This window comes from Hartmannibacter diazotrophicus (assembly GCF_900231165.1).
In the GTDB taxonomy this organism is placed as follows: domain Bacteria; phylum Pseudomonadota; class Alphaproteobacteria; order Rhizobiales; family Pleomorphomonadaceae; genus Hartmannibacter; species Hartmannibacter diazotrophicus.
Map to the genome: position 1 here is coordinate 2,698,897 of NZ_LT960614.1, position 18,165 is coordinate 2,717,061.

Annotated in this window: 12 protein-coding genes; 2 read left to right on the forward strand and 10 right to left on the reverse strand. The window is 62.6% G+C overall.

Going from position 1 to position 18,165, the window contains the following annotated elements:
• Positions 1-11: 11 nt before the first annotated feature.
• The 3 genes from fusA to rpsL all read right to left on the reverse strand — a co-directional run bounded on the left by fusA (position 12) and on the right by rpsL (position 3,031).
• Positions 12-2,087 carry an elongation factor G gene (gene fusA, locus HDIA_RS12695; RefSeq protein WP_099556502.1) on the reverse strand — a complete coding sequence of 692 codons (2,076 nt, stop codon included), beginning with the start codon at positions 2,085-2,087 and terminating at the stop codon, positions 12-14.
• Positions 2,088-2,111: 24 nt separating this feature from the next.
• Positions 2,112-2,582 carry a 30S ribosomal protein S7 gene (gene rpsG / locus HDIA_RS12700; RefSeq protein WP_099556503.1) on the reverse strand — a complete coding sequence of 157 codons (471 nt, stop codon included), beginning with the start codon at positions 2,580-2,582 and terminating at the stop codon, positions 2,112-2,114.
• Between the two features lie 77 nt (positions 2,583-2,659).
• On the reverse strand, positions 2,660-3,031 hold the full coding sequence (gene rpsL / locus HDIA_RS12705; protein WP_099556504.1) for a 30S ribosomal protein S12: 372 nt from the start codon (positions 3,029-3,031) through the stop codon (positions 2,660-2,662).
• An 821-nt stretch (positions 3,032-3,852) separates the two neighbouring features.
• On the opposite strand from rpsL, the gene HDIA_RS12710 reads away from it, so the two are divergent.
• A complete protein-coding gene (locus HDIA_RS12710) occupies positions 3,853-5,727 on the forward strand; it encodes an autotransporter assembly complex protein TamA (protein WP_162292640.1) in 1,875 nt (624 codons plus the stop codon).
• On the forward strand, positions 5,727-10,340 hold the full coding sequence (locus HDIA_RS12715) for a translocation/assembly module TamB domain-containing protein (RefSeq protein ID WP_099556506.1): 4,614 nt from the start codon (positions 5,727-5,729) through the stop codon (positions 10,338-10,340). Before HDIA_RS12710 ends, HDIA_RS12715 begins: the two co-directional genes overlap by 1 nt.
• 159 nt (positions 10,341-10,499) lie before the next feature.
• Here the strand turns inward: HDIA_RS12715 and HDIA_RS12720 are convergent, their stop codons facing one another.
• From HDIA_RS12720 to HDIA_RS12750, 7 genes are all read right to left on the reverse strand, one after another.
• Complete coding sequence (locus tag HDIA_RS12720) at positions 10,500-10,937, reverse strand: helix-turn-helix domain-containing protein (RefSeq protein ID WP_099556507.1); 438 nt, start codon at positions 10,935-10,937, stop codon at positions 10,500-10,502.
• A gap of 67 nt (positions 10,938-11,004) precedes the next feature.
• Positions 11,005-11,235, reverse strand: coding sequence for a hypothetical protein (locus HDIA_RS25735; protein ID WP_210202865.1), 231 nt, complete (start codon positions 11,233-11,235; stop codon positions 11,005-11,007).
• Positions 11,236-11,644: 409 nt separating this feature from the next.
• The gene (locus HDIA_RS12730) at positions 11,645-12,406 is read right to left on the reverse strand and encodes a TfuA-like protein (RefSeq protein ID WP_099556509.1); all 762 of its coding nucleotides are present in this window, start codon (positions 12,404-12,406) and stop codon (positions 11,645-11,647) included.
• Positions 12,403-13,644 carry a YcaO-like family protein gene (locus tag HDIA_RS12735; protein ID WP_157775573.1) on the reverse strand — a complete coding sequence of 414 codons (1,242 nt, stop codon included), beginning with the start codon at positions 13,642-13,644 and terminating at the stop codon, positions 12,403-12,405. Before HDIA_RS12735 ends, HDIA_RS12730 begins: the two co-directional genes overlap by 4 nt.
• 41 nt (positions 13,645-13,685) lie before the next feature.
• On the reverse strand, positions 13,686-14,153 hold the full coding sequence (locus HDIA_RS12740) for a hypothetical protein (protein ID WP_157775576.1): 468 nt from the start codon (positions 14,151-14,153) through the stop codon (positions 13,686-13,688).
• A 19-nt stretch (positions 14,154-14,172) separates the two neighbouring features.
• Complete coding sequence (locus HDIA_RS12745) at positions 14,173-16,128, reverse strand: BTAD domain-containing putative transcriptional regulator (RefSeq protein WP_099556512.1); 1,956 nt, start codon at positions 16,126-16,128, stop codon at positions 14,173-14,175.
• Between the two features lie 141 nt (positions 16,129-16,269).
• Complete coding sequence (locus HDIA_RS12750) at positions 16,270-18,132, reverse strand: hybrid sensor histidine kinase/response regulator (protein ID WP_099556513.1); 1,863 nt, start codon at positions 18,130-18,132, stop codon at positions 16,270-16,272.
• Between the last annotated feature and the right edge of the window lie 33 nt (positions 18,133-18,165).

Genomic DNA, 18,165 nt, shown 5'->3' on the forward strand with positions numbered 1-18,165 from the left:
GGTCGGGTGGATCAGGCGTACTTCGCCTGAACCTCCTGAGCGACCGCAGCCGGAACCTGCTCGTAGTGATCGAACTGCATCGTGTAGCTGGCGCGACCCTGCGACATGGAGCGCAGGTTGTTCACGTAGCCGAACATGTTGGCGAGCGGCACGAAGGCGGTGATGACATTGGCGTTGCCGCGCATGTCCTGGCCCTGGATCTGGCCGCGCCGGGAGTTGAGGTCGCCGATGACCGAGCCGACATACTCTTCAGGCGAGACACACTCGACCTTCATGATGGGCTCGAGCAGCGCCGGGTCGGCCTTCTCGATGGCTTCCCGCAAAGCGGCACGGGAAGCGATTTCGAAGGCGATCGCCGACGAGTCAACCTCGTGGTAGGCACCGTCGATAAGCGCAACCTTGATGTCGACGACCGGGAAGCCTGCGAGCGGACCGGAGCCGAGAACCGAGTTGAGGCCCTTTTCGACGCCGGGGATATATTCCTTCGGCACCACACCACCGACGATGCGGCTCTCGAAAGCGTAGCCAGCGCCAACCTCGTTCGGCTCGACGATGAACTTCACCCGGGCGAACTGGCCGGTACCACCGGTCTGCTTCTTGTGGGTGTAGTCGATCTCGGTCGCCTTGCGGATCGTCTCGCGGTAGGCCACCTGCGGCGCGCCGACGTTGACCTTGATGTTATGCGGAGGACGGCGAAGGATATCGATCTTGATGTCGAGATGCAGTTCGCCCATGCCCTTGACGATCGTCTGACCCGACTCGAAGTCGGTCGAGACGTAGAAGGACGGGTCCTCGGAAGCGAGCTTCTGAAGGGCCATGGAGAGCTTTTCCTGCTCGGCCTTCGTGGCAGCCTCGACGGCCATCTCGATAACCGGAGCCGGGAACTCCATCTTTTCCAGGATAACGGGCTTCAGCGGATCGCAGAGCGTGTCGCCGGTGCGGGTATCCTTGAGGCCCACGAAGGCGACGATGTCGCCGGCGAAAGCCTCTTCGATGTCCTCGCGGGAGTTGGCGTGCATCAGAACCATGCGGCCGATGCGCTCGCGCTTCTCCTTGGTGGAATTCAGCAGCGACATGCCCTTCTCGACCTTGCCCGAGTAGACGCGGGCGAAGGTGAGGATGCCATAGGGATCCTCGATGATCTTGAAGGCCAGCATCGACAGCGGCTCGTCGTCGGACGACTTGCGGACGACCTCTTCCTCGGTCTTGGCGTCGATGCCCCGGGTCGGGGGCACGTCGACGGGCGACGGAAGATAATCAACCACTGCATCAAGAAGCGTCTGCACACCCTTGTTCTTGAAGGCAGAACCAGCAAGAACCGGAAAGAAGGCCGACGTCAGCACAGCCTTGCGGATCATGCGCTTGAGGGTCGCCTCGTCGGGCTCGTTGCCCTCGAGGTAGGCCTCCATGACCGCGTCGTCCATCTCGACGGCGGCTTCGATCATCTCGGCGCGGGCCTCTTCGGCGCGAGCCAGCATGTCGGCCGGGATCTCTTCGTCATGGAACGCAGCGCCGAGGTTCTCGTCTTCCCACACGACCGCCTTCATGCGGACGAGGTCGACGATACCCTTGAAGTTGTTCTCCGAACCGATCGGCAGCTGGATCGCGATCGGACGAGCGCCGAGACGGGTCTTGATGTCCGACAGGCACTGGTCGAAGTCGGCGCCGGTCTTGTCCATCTTGTTGCAGAAGACGATACGCGGCACGCGGTACTTGTCGCCCTGGCGCCACACGGTCTCGGTCTGCGGCTCGACGCCCTGGTTGGAGTCGAGAACGCACACGGCGCCGTCGAGAACCCGGAGCGAACGCTCGACTTCAATGGTGAAGTCGACATGGCCGGGCGTGTCGATGATGTTGAGACGCTTGCCGTTCCAGAAGGTCGTCGTGGCGGCCGACGTGATCGTGATGCCACGCTCCTGCTCCTGCTCCATGTAGTCCATGGTGGCAGCGCCGTCGTGCACTTCGCCGATCTTGTGGGACTTGCCGGAATAGAAAAGGACACGCTCCGTCGTCGTCGTCTTGCCCGCATCGATGTGGGCCATGATGCCGAAGTTGCGGTAGTCCTCGATGTTGTGACTGCGAGCCATGGCTTCGCCTCCGATTCCTGACCGTTACCAGCGATAGTGCGAGAATGCGCGGTTGGCCTCGGCCATCCGGTGCGTGTCTTCGCGCTTCTTCACGGCCGTGCCGCGGTTGTTGGACGCGTCGAGGAGTTCACCCGAAAGGCGATCGACCATCGTCTTCTCATTGCGGCCGCGAGCGGCAGTGATGAGCCAGCGGATCGCGAGAGCCTGACGACGCTCGTTACGCACCTCAACCGGGACCTGGTAGGTCGCGCCACCAACTCGGCGGGAACGAACCTCGATCTGCGGCATCACGTTGTAGAGCGCCTGGTGGAACACGCCGACCGGGCTCTGGCTGGTGCGGTTCTCGATGATATCGAAAGCGCCGTAGACGATCTCTTCGGCAACCGACTTCTTGCCATCACGCATGATGGAATTCATGAACTTGGAAACGACAAGATCCCCGAACTTCGGATCAGGATGAATCTCGCGCTTTTCTGCACTGTGACGACGGGACATTTCGGTGTTCCTGGTCGTAAATCTGAATTCTCGTTCCGCGGACCGCTGCCCGGAAACGCTGGCCGGTCAGGCCGTGATCACTTCGGACGCTTGGCGCCGTACTTGGAGCGGCGCTGCTTGCGGTTCTTGACACCCTGGGTATCGAGCACACCGCGCAGGATGTGATAACGCACGCCCGGCAAGTCCTTGACGCGGCCGCCGCGGATCAGGACCACCGAGTGCTCCTGAAGATTGTGGCCCTCGCCCGGAATGTAACCGATGACCTCATAGCCATTGGTCAGACGCACCTTGGCGACCTTACGAAGCGCCGAGTTCGGCTTCTTCGGGGTCGTGGTATAGACGCGGGTGCAAACGCCACGCTTCTGGGGGCAGGCCTCCAGGTGACGAGCCTTCTCGCGGTAGACCGGCGCCTGGCGCGGGTTGCGGATCAACTGGTTGATCGTCGGCATTCTTAGCCCTTTAATCCTTTGTCGTCTGATGGATGCCACTGCCTGGCATCCAACGGACAGGTTTTCTGCTCTCGAACCTCAATGCGCTGCGCTTGTCCTGACCGCGCGCATCAACTCAGCTTTCGCATCTCGTTCCATTCGTACGCATAAGACGAATGGCGCCGTTACCCGCGGACTTCTCCACGGACGGCACCCGAGATGCAGAGGAACGCCTTTTGTTCAAAAGCGCTCATGCGTACAACAGCTATTCGCCATCGGATCGAGGACAGTGTTTAAGCGAGCAGTGTCAGAGCCTAGGCGGCTGTGAAGTCATTCGCTTACGGACCTGTCCGGCAAGTGGCGCCGTATTACTGAACTCCTCCCGGATCGTCAACCCCTTTGCCACAGGATTTTTCGACCTTTTTGCCTTGAACGCCTGTATTTGAAGCGTTGCATTGGCCCCATGCGCAGAACACATGGCGCAAGACAAGATCAAGGAAACCGCCGATCGCGGGCGATCTGCGCCAGGTCCCGTTGAAATGGCTGGCGCCCGCTCCAGATCGTCCGGGTAGCCACGTCTTATAAAGGAATAGGGACGACAATCACGGTCAATCATTCGTTGCGCAACGGTGCCCGCCGTCAAACGAGCGCAAACAATCGGAGCGCTCTTTTCCTTGTCGCCTTGTTTCCAGCAGACAGGCTTTCAGTTAGGGTCCTTGCGTAAACCAAAGGGTGCGGGAGTTTAGTCGCAGGTGTCTTCAGGTCGTCATACCCAAGGTCGCTTCACGGGCATGCCGACCGAGCGCAAGTCATTGATTTTGAAATCATTGATGACTTGCAGCATGGCTGCGTTGGCCTTTGTTCCGGTGATCCCTGCCCCGGCATTCGCCTTTGAAATCTTCGGCTACACCTTCTTTGAATCGAAGAAGTCCGCAGAGAGCGAGTCGCCGGATGCCCAGCATTACACCATCGAACTCGACATCGCCTCGGACAGCGACGATCTGAAAAACCGCGTCGAGTCGGCCTCGCTTCTTTATTCGGGCCGCGATTCGACCCCGCCGCCAAGCTCGGCCGCCTTCCTTTCCCGACTCGACGCCGAATACGGGCGGATCGTCGCGGCTCTTTATACCGAAGGCTATTACGGCGGCACGGTTGCCATCACCGTGGACGGCAAGGACGCCTCGGCGATTCCCCTCGATGCAGAACTGCCGAAGACGCCGGTCGTGAAGATCGATGTGAACCCGGGAAGACAGTTCCGATTCGGCCAGGTCGACATCTCCGGACGGGCCCCTCAGCCGCCGCCGAAAGACGACAGGCCCGAAAAGACGATCGAGGAACTCGGTCTCGTCCCGGGTCAGGTCGCCAAGTCGACGATCGTGCTCCAATCGGAGCAGAGCCTGATCGACGAATGGCGCCAACTCGGCTACCCGAAGGCGAATATCGCCTTGCGCGACGCCGTCGCCGACCATCCGACGGACACGCTCGACGTCTCGGTCGGCGTCGCCTCCGGTCCGCCCGCCGTCTATGGCGACATCGGCGTCACCGGCACCGAGAAGATGAACCCGGACTTCATCGTCAAGCAGAGCGGACTGAAGCCGGGCCAGCCTTATGATCCCGACGACCTCGCCAAGGCACAGAAGCAGTTGCGGCGCCTGCAGGTCTTCAACGCCGTGCGCGTCGTGGAGGGCGACACGGTTGCCCCCGATGGCGGCCTGCCGATCACACTCAACGTCGTGGAACGCAAGCGGCACCTGATCGGTGGCGGCGTTTCCTATTCCACGACGGACGGCGTCGGCCTCGATGGCTACTGGGAGCACCGCAATCTCTTCGGTCAGGCCGAAAAGCTGAGGCTGGATGCCCGGGTCGGCGGCATCCAGAGCGTCAACCCGGAAGACTTCACCTACGCTCTCGGCGCCACCTTCACCAAGCCGGGCATCTACACCCCGACGACCGATCTCATCGCGAGCATCCTTGCCCAGCGCGAGGTGGTCGACGCCTATACGGAAGAGTCCGTCACCGGACAGCTCGGCTTCACGCACGAATTCGACGACCGTCTCAAGGGCTCCGTCGCCGGCAGCCTCGCCTTCCTGAAGACAGATGACAATTTCGGCAAGCGCGACTTCATCTTCGCCAGCCTGCCCTCCAGTCTCGAATACGATGGCAGCAACGACGAGAAGAATCCGACGTCGGGCTATCGCACCAAGCTGTCGCTGGAACCCTTCTACGAGGCGAATTTCGGCAATATGGGCGTGATCGCCAGCCTGGAAGGTTCGGTGTATGTGCCGCTCGGCGAGCGGCTTGTACTGGCGGCCCGCGCCGGTGCCGGGTCGATCCTCGGCGCCCCCGCAGACGAACTCCCGGCGAGCCGCCTCTTCCTGCTCGGCGGCGGCCAGTCGATTCGCGGCTATGGCTATCGCAACGTCGGCCCGCGCCTTGCGAACGGCGACGTCGTTGGCGGCAGGTCCTATGTCGAAGGCTCGGTCGAAATGCGCATCAAGGTGACCGACTCCATCGGCGTCGTTCCCTTTGTCGATGCCGGCAACGCCTTCAGCTCCAGCTACCCGGACTTCTCCGAACCGGTCAAGATCGGCGCCGGTATCGGCCTGAGATACGACACCGGCCTCGGGCCTATCAGGGTCGACGCCGCCGTGCCGCTCAATCCGGACAACGACGATCCGAATTTTGCGATCTACATCGGACTTGGACAGGCATTTTGATGAATATCGCTCGCCCTCTCCTCGCCCTAGGCCTCGCGGCGACGATCGTCGGCGGCGCCTTCGTGTGGACCAATGCGCTCGCTCAATCCGATGACAGCGCCGAACGCAGCGCGTTCATGGGCTTCGTCGAGGACAAGATTTCCTCGCCGAACATGCAGATTCGCATCAATGGCCTTGAGGGCGCCCTGTCCTCCGATGTCCTGATCAAGGAAATCACCGTCGCGGACAAGGACGGTGTCTACGCCCGGATCGAGGATGCACACCTCGTCTGGAGCCGCCTCAGGCTTCTGACCGGCCATCTCGACATCGACCTGCTCGAGGCCAAGAGCATCGAGGTCACCCGGCCTCCGCTGCCCGACACGAGCATCGATCCGGCCGCCACGCCGCCCGGCGCCTTTTCGCTGCCCCAGCTGCCGGTCTCGGTCGCCATCGACAAGCTGTCGGTCCCCGACGTTTCTCTCGGGGCCGCGCTCGTCGGCCAGGATGCGCGGCTTTCCGTTGACGGAAAGATCGCGCTTGCCGACGGAGCGCTGGATTCCAGTCTCGCGATCGACCGTACCGATGGTGTCGGCGGCTCTCTGAAGCTGGCGGCCAAATACGCCAACAGCAGCCGCCAGCTCGATCTGGACCTTGATTTCACCGAGCCGCCCGGCGGCCTCCTCTCCAAGGCACTCAACGTGCGCGGTGAGCCCTCGCTCGCCTTCACGGTCAAGGGATCGGGCCCAATTGACAATTTCACCGCCGACATCGCGCTTGACGCCAACGACCAGAGACTGATCGGCGGTCGGACGACCGTTTCCGAGGTCAACGGCGGCTACAGGCTGTTGACCGATCTTCAGGGAACCCTCGCCCCGCTCGTCCCCGAAAACTACGCCGACTTTGTCGCCGGCCAGTCGAGGCTCGTCATCGATGGGCTGAAGACCGAAAGCGGCACCCTCACGCTGTCGTCTCTCTCGCTGCGCTCCGGCGTCGCCTCCCTCGACATGTCCGCAGATCTGGCCACAGACGGCTTCCCGACGCGGATCGATATCGACGGCAAGCTGGGAACGGGTGAGGCGGACGGCGTTCGGCTGCCCAACGAGTCCGGCTCCCGGCTCGGCGGTGCCAGCTTCAAGGTCGCCTTTGGCGGCGGCCGCGACACATGGACGGCTACCGTCGACGTCGACGAACTGAAGTCGGCCGAACTCTCCATGGCCAAGGCCAGTCTCACCGCGTCGGGCGGAACGAGCGCGCTCGACGATCCGGCAAGGCGTTCCGTCTCCTTTGACATCGACGGCAGCGTCGACCAGTTGACCTATGTCGACGAAGCACTGGCAAAAGCCCTCGGCTCCACCTTCGACCTGGCGGCCGTCGGTCAATGGCACGCCGATGCGCCACTCCAGATCTCCAAGTTTTTCTTCAAGAACGCCAACGCGGCCGCCAACTTTGCCGGTGAATATGGAGAGGACGGTCTCAAGGGCGACTACGCCCTGAATGCCGGCGACATTTCCGTCTTTTCAGATCTTGCCGAGCGCGACCTCGCAGGCGCGGTGGAACTCAAGGCCTCCGGCAACGTCTTCCCGGTCGGCGGGACCTTCGCCCTCAAGCTCGACGGATGGACCAAGGATCTCTCCGTCGGCGATGCCACGGCCGATCCGCTGCTCAATGGCCGCACGACACTCTCGGGCATTCTGTCGCGCTCCGAATACGGCATCCATTTCACCAACCTGGCGGTGGAGAACAGCCAGGTTGGTGTTCGTCTTGAAGGAACCTACGGCCCGCAGATATCCAAGATCGCGATCGACGGAAGCCTCAGCGACGTCGGTCTGGTCACGGACCGAGCGGGCGGGCCGATCGAGATGGCCATCACCCTCGACGGCCCCAACACCGGCGCCAACGTGACCGCTGCGATCAACTCGCCGGCGCTGAAGCTTCAGGACCGCACGCTGAAGGGTGCGGAAATCAGCTTCAAGGGCATCGCCGGCACCAGCCGTGCCAGTGGACCGCTGGCCATCACCGGTGATCTCGACGGCGTGCCCGTGAAGGCCGGCACGGAACTGCAGTGGGTCGCCGGCGGCGGCGCAAATGTGGACGACTTCCATTTCAACGCCGGCGATACGTCGGTGACAGGCGCCCTCGCCATGAGCGAAGCCGGACACTTCACAGGCACGGTCAAGGCAACGTCGCCCGATATCGCCCTGGTTGCTCCGCTCTTCCTTACCGATGCTTCGGGCGCGCTCGATGCCGATATCGCGCTTGACGTGGATGGAACGTCCCAGAACGCCGACGTGACGGCAACGGTGAAGAGCCTGCGCATCGGAACGACGACCATCGGCGGCGGCAACGTTTCCCTCAACGCACTCGACCTTTTCGACATTCCACTGATCGCCGGCAAGATCGCGCTCAACAACGTCACGTCCGGCTCGGTCAAGGTCAACGCGCTCGACCTCACCGCCAATCGCCAGGGCCAGGCAACCGACTTCCGCCTCGATGCCGACCTCGCGCAAGGCCGGCTCGCGTCTTCCGGGCAATTGGCCGAAGTGACCGGAGGCTACGACCTGAGCCTGACGTCTCTCGACCTGACCCGCAGCCCCGACCTGAAGGCAAGCCTTTCCAAGCCAGTGACGGTCGCTGTGCGGGGCAACGAGATCACGATCCCGGACGCGGCCCTCGCCATCGGCAAGGGTGTCGTCCGTCTTACGGGCAAGGTCGCCGATACGATCTCCCTCGATGCGACGATTGCCGCCCTGCCGTTGTCGATCGCCAATGCCTTCGCGCCCGACCTTGCGATCGGCGGTTCCGTGGATGGCAAACTGTCGGTCACGGGCTCCTCCGCGAATCCCAGCGCGGTCTACGATCTGGTTGCCAAGGGCCTCACCGCGACCCCGTTGAAAAAGGCCGGCGTGGAGAAACTCGACCTGACGGCGAAGGGCGACTATGCTAACGGCACAGCGACCTTCGACGCGCGCACCAATGTCGGCGGCGGCATCATCACGGCGAAAGGGTCGGCCGGCGAAGGCCTCAATGTGGACGCCACGGTCAGTGGCCTGCCGCTGTCGCTGGCCAACGCGTTCCAGCCGGGCCTCGGCGCCGGCGGCACGCTGTCCGGCACCGCCAATGCGACGGGAACACCGGCCAAGCCTGAGGTGACGTTCAACATCAAGGGAAGCGGCCTCACTGCCGATGTCCTGCGCCAGAACGGCATCGCCCCGCTACAACTGACCGCCGATGGCCGCTATGCCGGCAATGCCGTGACGCTGAAGGCCGATGCCACCGGCAGTGACGGGCTCAATCTGAGGGCCAGCGGCAAGGTTCCGCTCGCGGGCAACGGTCTCAACGTCGCCGTGACAGGGGAGGCTCCCCTTTCAATAGCGAATACCGCACTTGCCACACGCGGCGCGAAGATGACCGGAACCCTGCGTCTCGACGTCAAGGCGACCGGTTCCATTGCCAAGCCGAATGTCAGCGGCAACGCGACGGTCGATGGTGCCACCTTTACCGATCCGGAAACGGGCATGGGTCTCGACGGCATCGCGCTCCGGTCGGCCTTCTCCGGCGACCGCATCAACATCGAACGTCTGTCCGCCAACACCAAGGGCGGCGGGTCCCTCTCCGTCAGCGGTTCGGTCGGCTACGCCAGCGGCTCCAGCTTCCCGGCCGATCTCGCCATTGCGCTCAGGAACGCCAATCTTTCCGCCGGTGAACTGGCCAAGGTGAACATCTCGGGCGATCTTTCCGTGTCCGGCCCGCTGATGGCGACGCCGCGCGTCGGGGGCAAGCTGCACATCAACCGGGCGGAAATCACCATTCCAGAGTCCCTGCCCGCCTCGGCAACGCTTCTGGACGTCCGCCATCGCCTGCCGCCGCCGAACGTCAAACGCACCATCGAACTCGCCAAGCTCGCGACGCAGACCAAGCAAAGCGCCGGGGCTTCGTCGGGCGCCATCCTGGACATCTACATCGATGCCCCCGCCCGCATCTTCGTGCGCGGCCGCGGCGTCGACGCCGAACTCGGCGGCAACCTGCACCTGACCGGCGATGCACAGAATGTCGTGCCGATCGGCGGCTTCGAGCTCATTCGCGGCCGGCTCGACATCATCGGCCAGCGCGTCACCTTCGACAGCGGCAGCGTCACGCTCGTCGGCGACCTCGATCCGTCCTTGAAGTTCGTCGCCAGCACCACCGGCAACAACATCACAGTCACCGTCACGGTCGAAGGCCGCGTCTCGGACCTGCGGATCGTCCTCAGTTCCAATCCGGAGTTGCCCGAGGACGAAATCCTGGCGCAGTTCCTCTTCGGCCGCAGCATTGACGAACTCTCGCCCGTTCAGCTGGCCCAGTTGGCAGCAGCCGTCGCCCAGATCGCCGGTGGCACCGGCGGGCCTGACATTCTCGGCAAGCTCCGCTCGGCGACAGGGCTTGACGATCTCGACGTCGTTCCCAACCAGAAGGGAGGCGTCGGCGTCGCGGCCGGGCGCTATATCAGCGACAACATTTATCTGGGAGTGCAGGCCGGCGCGGATGGCGCGCGTGTGTCGATCGACCTCGACCTGACGAAGGGATTGAAGGCCCGTGTCGAGGGTGGTTCCGAGGGCGATGCGAAAGCCGGTCTCTACTATGAGAAGGAATACTGAGCGGGGATCACATCCGGCTCAACCCTAGCTCAACCCTAAAAGCGTGATAGGTCAAAAGCGAAACCAAAGTTTCCCCTCTAAGGCACTACCACGCTTTTTCGCGGGCATTCCAGGCGGCCCTCCAGCATCGGGCGGGCAGCCAGTCTGTTCAGATGCACCTCAGCCGACATAGTCCGGATGCGACGCGGACGAACCGCGATCCTCACCAGCCGGATCGCGCTGGCCGTCGATGATTGCATCCAGCAACTCGAGGATCTGCCGCTTCACGCGGGCATCACGCACCTCGAACAGCTTCTGCATGATCTGGAGATCGAGCTTGGTTCCAAAGGTCTCGGCGACCGGAACCGCGAAATGCTGGTCATCACTCGAGGGCAACGCCTCGACAAAAAACGATTTGACGTCCGCGTCGAGCACCTTTGCAATCTCGAACAACATGCTTGCGCTGACCCGATTGGTGCCCTTTTCGTATTTCTGGATCTGCTGGAACGTGACGCCGACCTGCTGGCCAAGTGCTGTCTGCGACATACCGCGCAGAGCGCGCATCATGCGCACGTTCCTTCCAACAATACGATCGATCGGGTGGATGATTTCGCCCATTTCTTCCTCGGCTATACTGACATTCAACGCTCATTGCGCTGAACGCCAGTATACACCACAGAATACATCATTGAAGAATTTTTTCGTCATTAACGAGCAAGGCAGCATATCTGGCCAAGTCGTTCTCATCAGCAGAAGTCAAATCCGAAGAAATGTCGATATTCTCGCCTCGCGGAAAAGTCCTGTTCAGACTCAGGGCTGCAAGATTAAGCAAATGCGACGTAAAATTGTAGTTATTTTCCGCCGCCTCGCGCTGAACGTAACGAATCATCGTCTGTAATGCTTCACGATTCTTCATGTACTCCCCCATATCAACAGATGCGACTTGCCCAGCTATTCGTGCAACAAAGCCGATACTCGCACCGACCAAACGGACCACAGCCGGAGGTGTCGGTATTGGACCGCGCACAATAAATCCGTCGCTGGACGTTATTGAACGACAAGAGGCGTGATACAGCCGTGACATAGGCCAGATTCAAGCCGTTACATTACCCGAAATAGTAAGGATTCAGTATTACACCGTGTTGGCAATCGAATTAATCGTCGATTGACGATAGAACACAATTGTTTCCAATGACGACGTCGGCACCGCCGGGACCGAGCGCTCATTAAGACCGAGTTCTGGATGCCTGGAACGATCGTCCGTCCGGATGCCAGACGACATGGGGCTTCGAGCATCCCGGCCGTCAGGGAAAGACGGATGCGCTCTAATGATGGGCGCTCTGCAGCGCGTTGGGAAGCCGGCGCGGACGTGCGCGGACCACACCAAGAAGCCGCTGGAAGGAGAGCGTGTCGACGAATGTCCAGTCGGAAGGCGGCTTCATCCGCCGATCGTCTTCGATCTCGATGCGCCTCATCAACTCGACGGCATCGAGACGCTTTTGGTCCACCTTTATTGTCCGGCTCAGGAGGAGGAGAGCGCAGCGGCGCTCGTCGGTCAGTCCGGCGGCACCAAGGAGGCCCTGAAAGGTTCTCTCCTTGAAGAACAGAGCTCTGGCGAGACAAGTCAGCCTCAAGTGCTCGTCGGCCATGATGTCGCCGGCCGACAGCCAGGCGTCCAGCGTCGCGGAAATATTGACGAGCGGTTCCGACAGCGGAATGAAGCCGACCTCCCCCGGCGCATGCACGATCGCTACGGCGTCATCGTCGACGGTTTCACCACTGGCATAGCCCCGGTAGACGGCGCCGACCCCGATCATGCCAAACCGATGACATTCGGCCGCCCTGAGCGCTCCCATGCTGGACGCGCCGAAGACCTTCGCGCCTCCGGCGAGCGCAAACAGGATCTCCTTGTGCCAGACAGCCGCATTGGCCTCGAAGGTTCCGTCGATGAGGCCGATCACATTGGCGCCCTCCAGGAAAACCTGCGCCAGGTCGCCCTGCGCCGCCGGTGGCAGGAGGCTGATGGCCGGATCGAGCCCGAGCGTTGAAGCATCGGGGCAGCTCGGCCCCACGAAGACGGCTTTCATCGCTTCCCCAGCATGGCGGCGATGGCCCGTCGCCCCAGTTTGCGATTGCCCGACCCCGCGTCCTGCTCAAGGTCAGGGATCAGCATTTTCGCAACGGCCACACCGATCGCCTCACTGGCAAAGGGAACGACGACCGCCGACCTGATGCGAGCATGGGTCAGACCGGCAAGCAGGTGGTCCAGCAGCGCGGGTGCGTTCCATTCGAACGATCCGTCGAGCGAGGCCCGCAAGCCGAAATCGCAGCCGGACCGCACGTCCGGCGGGAAGAGGAGAAATTGCAGATCGTCGGGCAATGGCCGCTCATAATCATCCGGCGCAAGGTCATCCCTCGCTCCAGCGATCGTGGTAAGCCGCGTTTGCGCCGCTTCCGTGATCGCGCGCAGCAAGGCGCGGCTCGCCAGCGGGTGTGTGCCGGTGCCGCTGGCGACATCGAGAAACCGCATCGCACCCGCCCGTGCTTGCGGGACCAGAACGGCCTGGTAGGTCGGAACGCCGACATTCGTCGTCAGGTCGAACAACCGCAGCCCCGGACCCGCACGCCGAACGCGATGGATCGCGTCGACAACATCCGCGTCGGCGAACTGCGCCGGATCGACCTCGCGCAGCATCCGCTCGCTCTGCGATCGCAAGGACCAGAGGCCCGTGCTGTCACGCTCGATCAGTTCGCAGATGCCCTGAACGATCGCCTCGGTGAGGCATCCACCGGCGCCAAGCCCATGGGTTCCCTGCCAGAAAAACGCGGCTGGCGCGTCGCGGAAGGCAACAGCCTCCTCCGGCACCGCCACGGACCGTTGCCGGATCAGATCGTATCCTTCGACCCAGCGGATTTGTCGGTCGGCTTCGGGCAAATTCGCGCCTTGGCGCAGAAATCGGGAGGCATCGAACGGCAATTGTCCTGCGGCTTCCAGCGCACCGCGGGCTGCCCGAAATCCGTGAACGTTCTCCCGTTCGGCGAAGAAAAGCTCGACCGACTCCATGACCGCCGAGAGATAGGCGGCATTGTCGCTCGTCCCCTTTCCCTGGCTGACCGACAGATTGGCGGCGTTGGGGCGCACCGCCATCCAGACAGGTATACCGATCCGGTCGAGGCCGGTCAGACGGCCAACGCGCGTGATCCCCAATGCGGGCATCGCCGCGCGCAGGCGTGCAATCATGTCGTCGGCGGCAACAAGGCGTTCGCCGGTCGCCGCCGACAAAGCGAATTGGGCCCGTTCAGCCTCCAGTTGCCTCGTAATCACGGTGCTGCACCGGAATGAAGGAGCCCCCGCTCAACAAGCCGTCAGGCTGTCGGTCTATCGCCGATCGGCTCACGCCAATGACGCGGGGAAACGACCGAAAGGCTCTCAGACGCGACCGCCATGTCTCCGCCGCGCACCGGCTCACCCCAGTTGTGCGACGAGGCCGCCGAAAGGCTCTCCGACGCGACCGCGATGTCTCCGCCGCGGACCGGCTCACCCCAGTTGTGCGATGAGGCCGCCGAAAGGCTCTCCGTCGCGACCGCCATGTCTCCGCCGCGCACCGGTTCACCCCAGTTGTGCGACGAGGCCGCCGAAAGGCTCTCCGACGCGGCGATGGCACCCGCAGCCCCGCCCGACTGAACACCGGCAAGCTCGCCGCTCATGGCGAGTTCTTCCCGAACCTCGGCCATCATTTCGGCATCGATGCGCTCGACAGTGCGTTGCCGCACATCGACCAACCAGGCGCCTGCATCTCCTGACTCACCAACCAGAAAAAATCTCGCAGCCATATCCTTGCCTCCATGGATGTCAGCGAAACCCCGCCGCCCTAAGCCCCTGTTCGTAGTGCCGCTTGTCTTCGGCGCTGCGAATGGAAATCAGCGAAAGCCACTTCTCGATGCGGAAATCGGGATAGACGTCCAGAACCTGCTGGGCACACGCCTCCGCCTTCGCCTTGTTGCCAAGCAACGCCCAGGACGCCGCGGCAAGCCGCAGCGCCGGCATCGGATGGTTCATCTTGTCGACTGCTTCAATGCATTCCTGGTACCGCCCCATCTGGAAATAGATGGTCGCTGCGGTCCACCAGTAGTTTTCCGGCGGCACCGGATTGAGCGCGATGGCGCGGTCCATCTTCGAAAGCGCCCGGTCCGGGTGCGACGAATGCACCAGCGTCTCGGCAAAATCAAGAATCAGATCCGCATGCTGCGGACTGAGTTGCTCGGCCAGATCGAAGCAGGCCAGGCTGTCGTCATAGCGGCTGCGGAAGAGATGGCAGAGCCCCATCTCGCGAAAGCCGCGGGCATCGAGCCGGTCGATCTGCGTGGCGTCGACGGCGCAGCCCTCGGCCTCCGCAAGCAGGTCCGCCTCGCCTCGCCCCATAAGAAGCCATTCATGCCGGAGCGCGCGCGAGCGTCCGCTGAGTGCCGGCGCAAAGTCGGGAGCAATGTCGAGGGCGCGCCGGAACGCCTTCTTGGCGCGGCGCACGCGCGGCAGGTCCATGTGGCGCAGATGTTTCTGCCCCTGCAGGAACCAGAAATAGGCCGTCGGATTGTCCTGTTCGTCATAGCGGGACAATTCGGCCCGCTCGATCGCATCCGCCAGCGCCAGGATGATGCTTCTGGTGATTTGGCGATAGCATTGCTCGCCGGAAAGCGCGGTCAGTTCGTGCTGGTCCGACAGGAGGATCGTCCGCGACGTCGCATCGAAGAGCTTCACGGTGAGCCGGTTCATCTCGCCGAACGTTAGCAGCGACGTATCGAGCACATAGTCGACCTGATAGTGCCGTGCGCTGTCCTCGCTCTCCAGAAAGGTCTCGCGCAAGCGCCAAGCCGTATGAGGGGCCACCATGCTCACGCTGCGCAGCGAGCAAAGCCCGACCGTCACATCCTCGAGCATGAGCCCGGCGAGCGCGGCCAGCGGACTTTGCGTGGCCAGCATGTCCGCCGGCGGGAGGATGACGAGCCTCGGAATGCCGGACTTGGCCTCCGGCCGGCGTTCGCTTGTGCGCACCTCGGCCGGGCCGCCTTTCGAGACGGCTTGCGATGGATACCGCAGGCGTTTGTAGAGCGCCCGCGTCTCCTCCGACGGCTCGACGTCGAGTTCCTGGCGAAGCGCATTCGTGCAGCGTTCGTAGGCCTGTTCGAGCCGGTGGACATGCCCTCCCGCCGCGTGATGCTTGAAGACGACCTGCCAGGCGACTTCCTCATAGGGACAAATCTGCAGCAGTCGCTCGGCAATCGCGAACGCCGCCTCGGGAGCCTCATTGGCTGCGGGCCGGCTCAGCAGACCGCAGATTTCGCCCACCAGGGCGCTGCGCATCTGCTCGTCCTGAAGATAGATCCACTCGGAAATCTCGGTGTCCAGCCGGCGGCAATCCACCAGCGGACCGGCACCGAAGAGATCCATGATTTCAAGGGCGCTCTGGAACGTGACGTTGACAATCTGACGATTGAATTCACAGACGTCGCAGTCGACCTCGTCGCAGAGAAGCCGGATCTTGTCCTGCGTGATCGCGAAGAGAGGCGCCCTGGCTTGCGCATCCCTGATGCGGAGCAGCATCTGGCGCAGATTGACCGTGGCAGTCGGCGAACCGGGCCACAAGAGATCCGCAGCTTTCGCCCGGTCGCATTCATGTTGGCTGTTGAGATGCAACAGGAAGAGCGCCAGCACATACGCGCGCTTGGGTAGCTGAACGGGCTCCCCATTCTCGTCGCGGAAGATTGCATCGCCAAACAACTGCAGTCGTGGCAGGGCAGTCACGTTCATCCCCAGAAGATCAGGTCTTTTCACAGCCTAGCGTATAGGAAAACCACTGTCCACAACCACATCGGTTCGCGATGCGGTTACACGGCGGCTGCAGGCATTCGACAATTGGTTGTTCACAGATTACTTGCGGTCCATGCGGTTTTATCCGGATAGCCGCACTCGTTCGCCCTGCCCCATCAGTCTTTGAACGGCGGACAGCAGATCCGTCGGCTGGAATGGCTTCAGGATCACGGCATGGCCATCCAGTTGAGCCTTGCCACCCTGTTGCAGGATCGCATGGTCGCTGTAGCCGGTCATGAACAGGATGGGGATGCTTACACCGGCTTCCCTCAGCCGCTTCGCCATGTCCGGGCCGCTCATTCGCGGCATGACGACATCCGTCAGCACAAGATCGATCTTCCCGGCATGCGTCAGCGCTGCCTCCAGTCCGTCCTCGCCCGTCACGGCGCAAATGACAGTATAGCCCTCGCTCTCCAGCACGGCGCACGCCGCCCTTGCAACCGCCGCATCGTCATCGACCAGCAGGATGGTCCCCTCGCAGGGGCAGACCGCGCCGCCCTGCTCTGTTGCCGCCGGCTCGCGCTGTGTTTCCGGATGGATCCGGGGAAACCGGATGGTGAAGGTCGTTCCCTCGCCGACGCGGCTGTCGACCGCAATCCGGCCGCCCGCCTGGGTGACGATCGCATAGCAGTTCGCAAGGCCGAGCCCCGTTCCATGCTCTCTCGACTTTGTGGTGAAGAACGGCTCGAAGATGCGCGGAAGGATATCCGGCGGTATGCCGCTGCCATTGTCGGCAACGCGCAGGACGACATCACCGCCGGTCCTGTCCTCCCCCTCGCTGCCGTTGGCTTCTTCATTGGCGATGGAGAACTCGATGCGGCCGCCGTCCGGCAAGACGTCACGCGCATTGATCGCCAGATTCATCAGGACCTGCTCGACTTGCCCACGGTCCAGAACCACCGGCCAGATATCCGGCTCGCCGTGGATCAGAACCTCGATATTGGCCGGCAGTGTCCTTCGCAGAAGCTTGGCCGTCTCCTCGACGATATCGACCAGGTTGACGACACCGGCTTCCGCGGGCTGGCGCCGGGCGAACGTCAGCAATTGCCGCGTCATGGACCGTGCTCGTTCGATCGCCTGCCCGATTTCGCTGATCTCGTTGCGCAACTCGCGTCCGGCAGCCGACCGCTTGATGATGTCGGCATAGAGCATGATGACGAGAAGCAGATTGTTGAAGTCATGCGCGATGCCGCCGGAAAGGAGTCCAAGGGCCTCCATCTTCTGCGCCTGGCGCAACTGTTCTCCCAGGCTGCGCTGCTCGGTGACATCGCGGATCATCGCAAGATGGGCGGGCCGTCGGTTCCAGCTGCATTCGACGACACGCATCTCGCAGATGCGCCGGTCGGCTCCCCGGGGCAGTTCGATTTCGCCCGTTGCTCCTTCCGGTTCGGGCAGCCCGGCCCGGTTGCCCATCAGATCCTGATAAGAAACGCCGAGGAGATCCAGCGCAGCCGGATTGGCGAACTGCACGATGCCGGCGCCGTCTGTCACAAGAACGGCATCGGGCAAACGTCCAAGAAGGCTCTCGAACTGCCGATGCAGCCGCTCCGCACTTGCACGGCGCAGCATCGAGCGCACGACATGCGCCAGCAGTCGCGGGTTGGTCTCGTTCTTCGACAGGACATCGGCCGCCCCGAGTTCCTCCAGTTCCAGCGCCAGGTCCGGATTGGCGGTCAGCCCCGAGAAGACGATGACGGGCACATCGCCCGCGGCAGGCATCAATCCGGCCAGCGTTTCCGTTCCGGTCGAATCCGGCAGATTGAGGTCGAGGAGCACGCCGTCGAACAGATCGTTCCGCAGCATCTCCTGCGCACTGCCCAGCGAGTAGACCGACGCGATCTCCAGATGGAAATCACGCAGATCGCTCAGCCATTCTGCGGTCAGTTCGGCGTCACCCGGGTTGTCTTCCACCAGCAGCAGCCGGTAGGTGGGAATGGATGGCATGCCAGGATACCTTGTTCTTGTGTTCTTGACCCC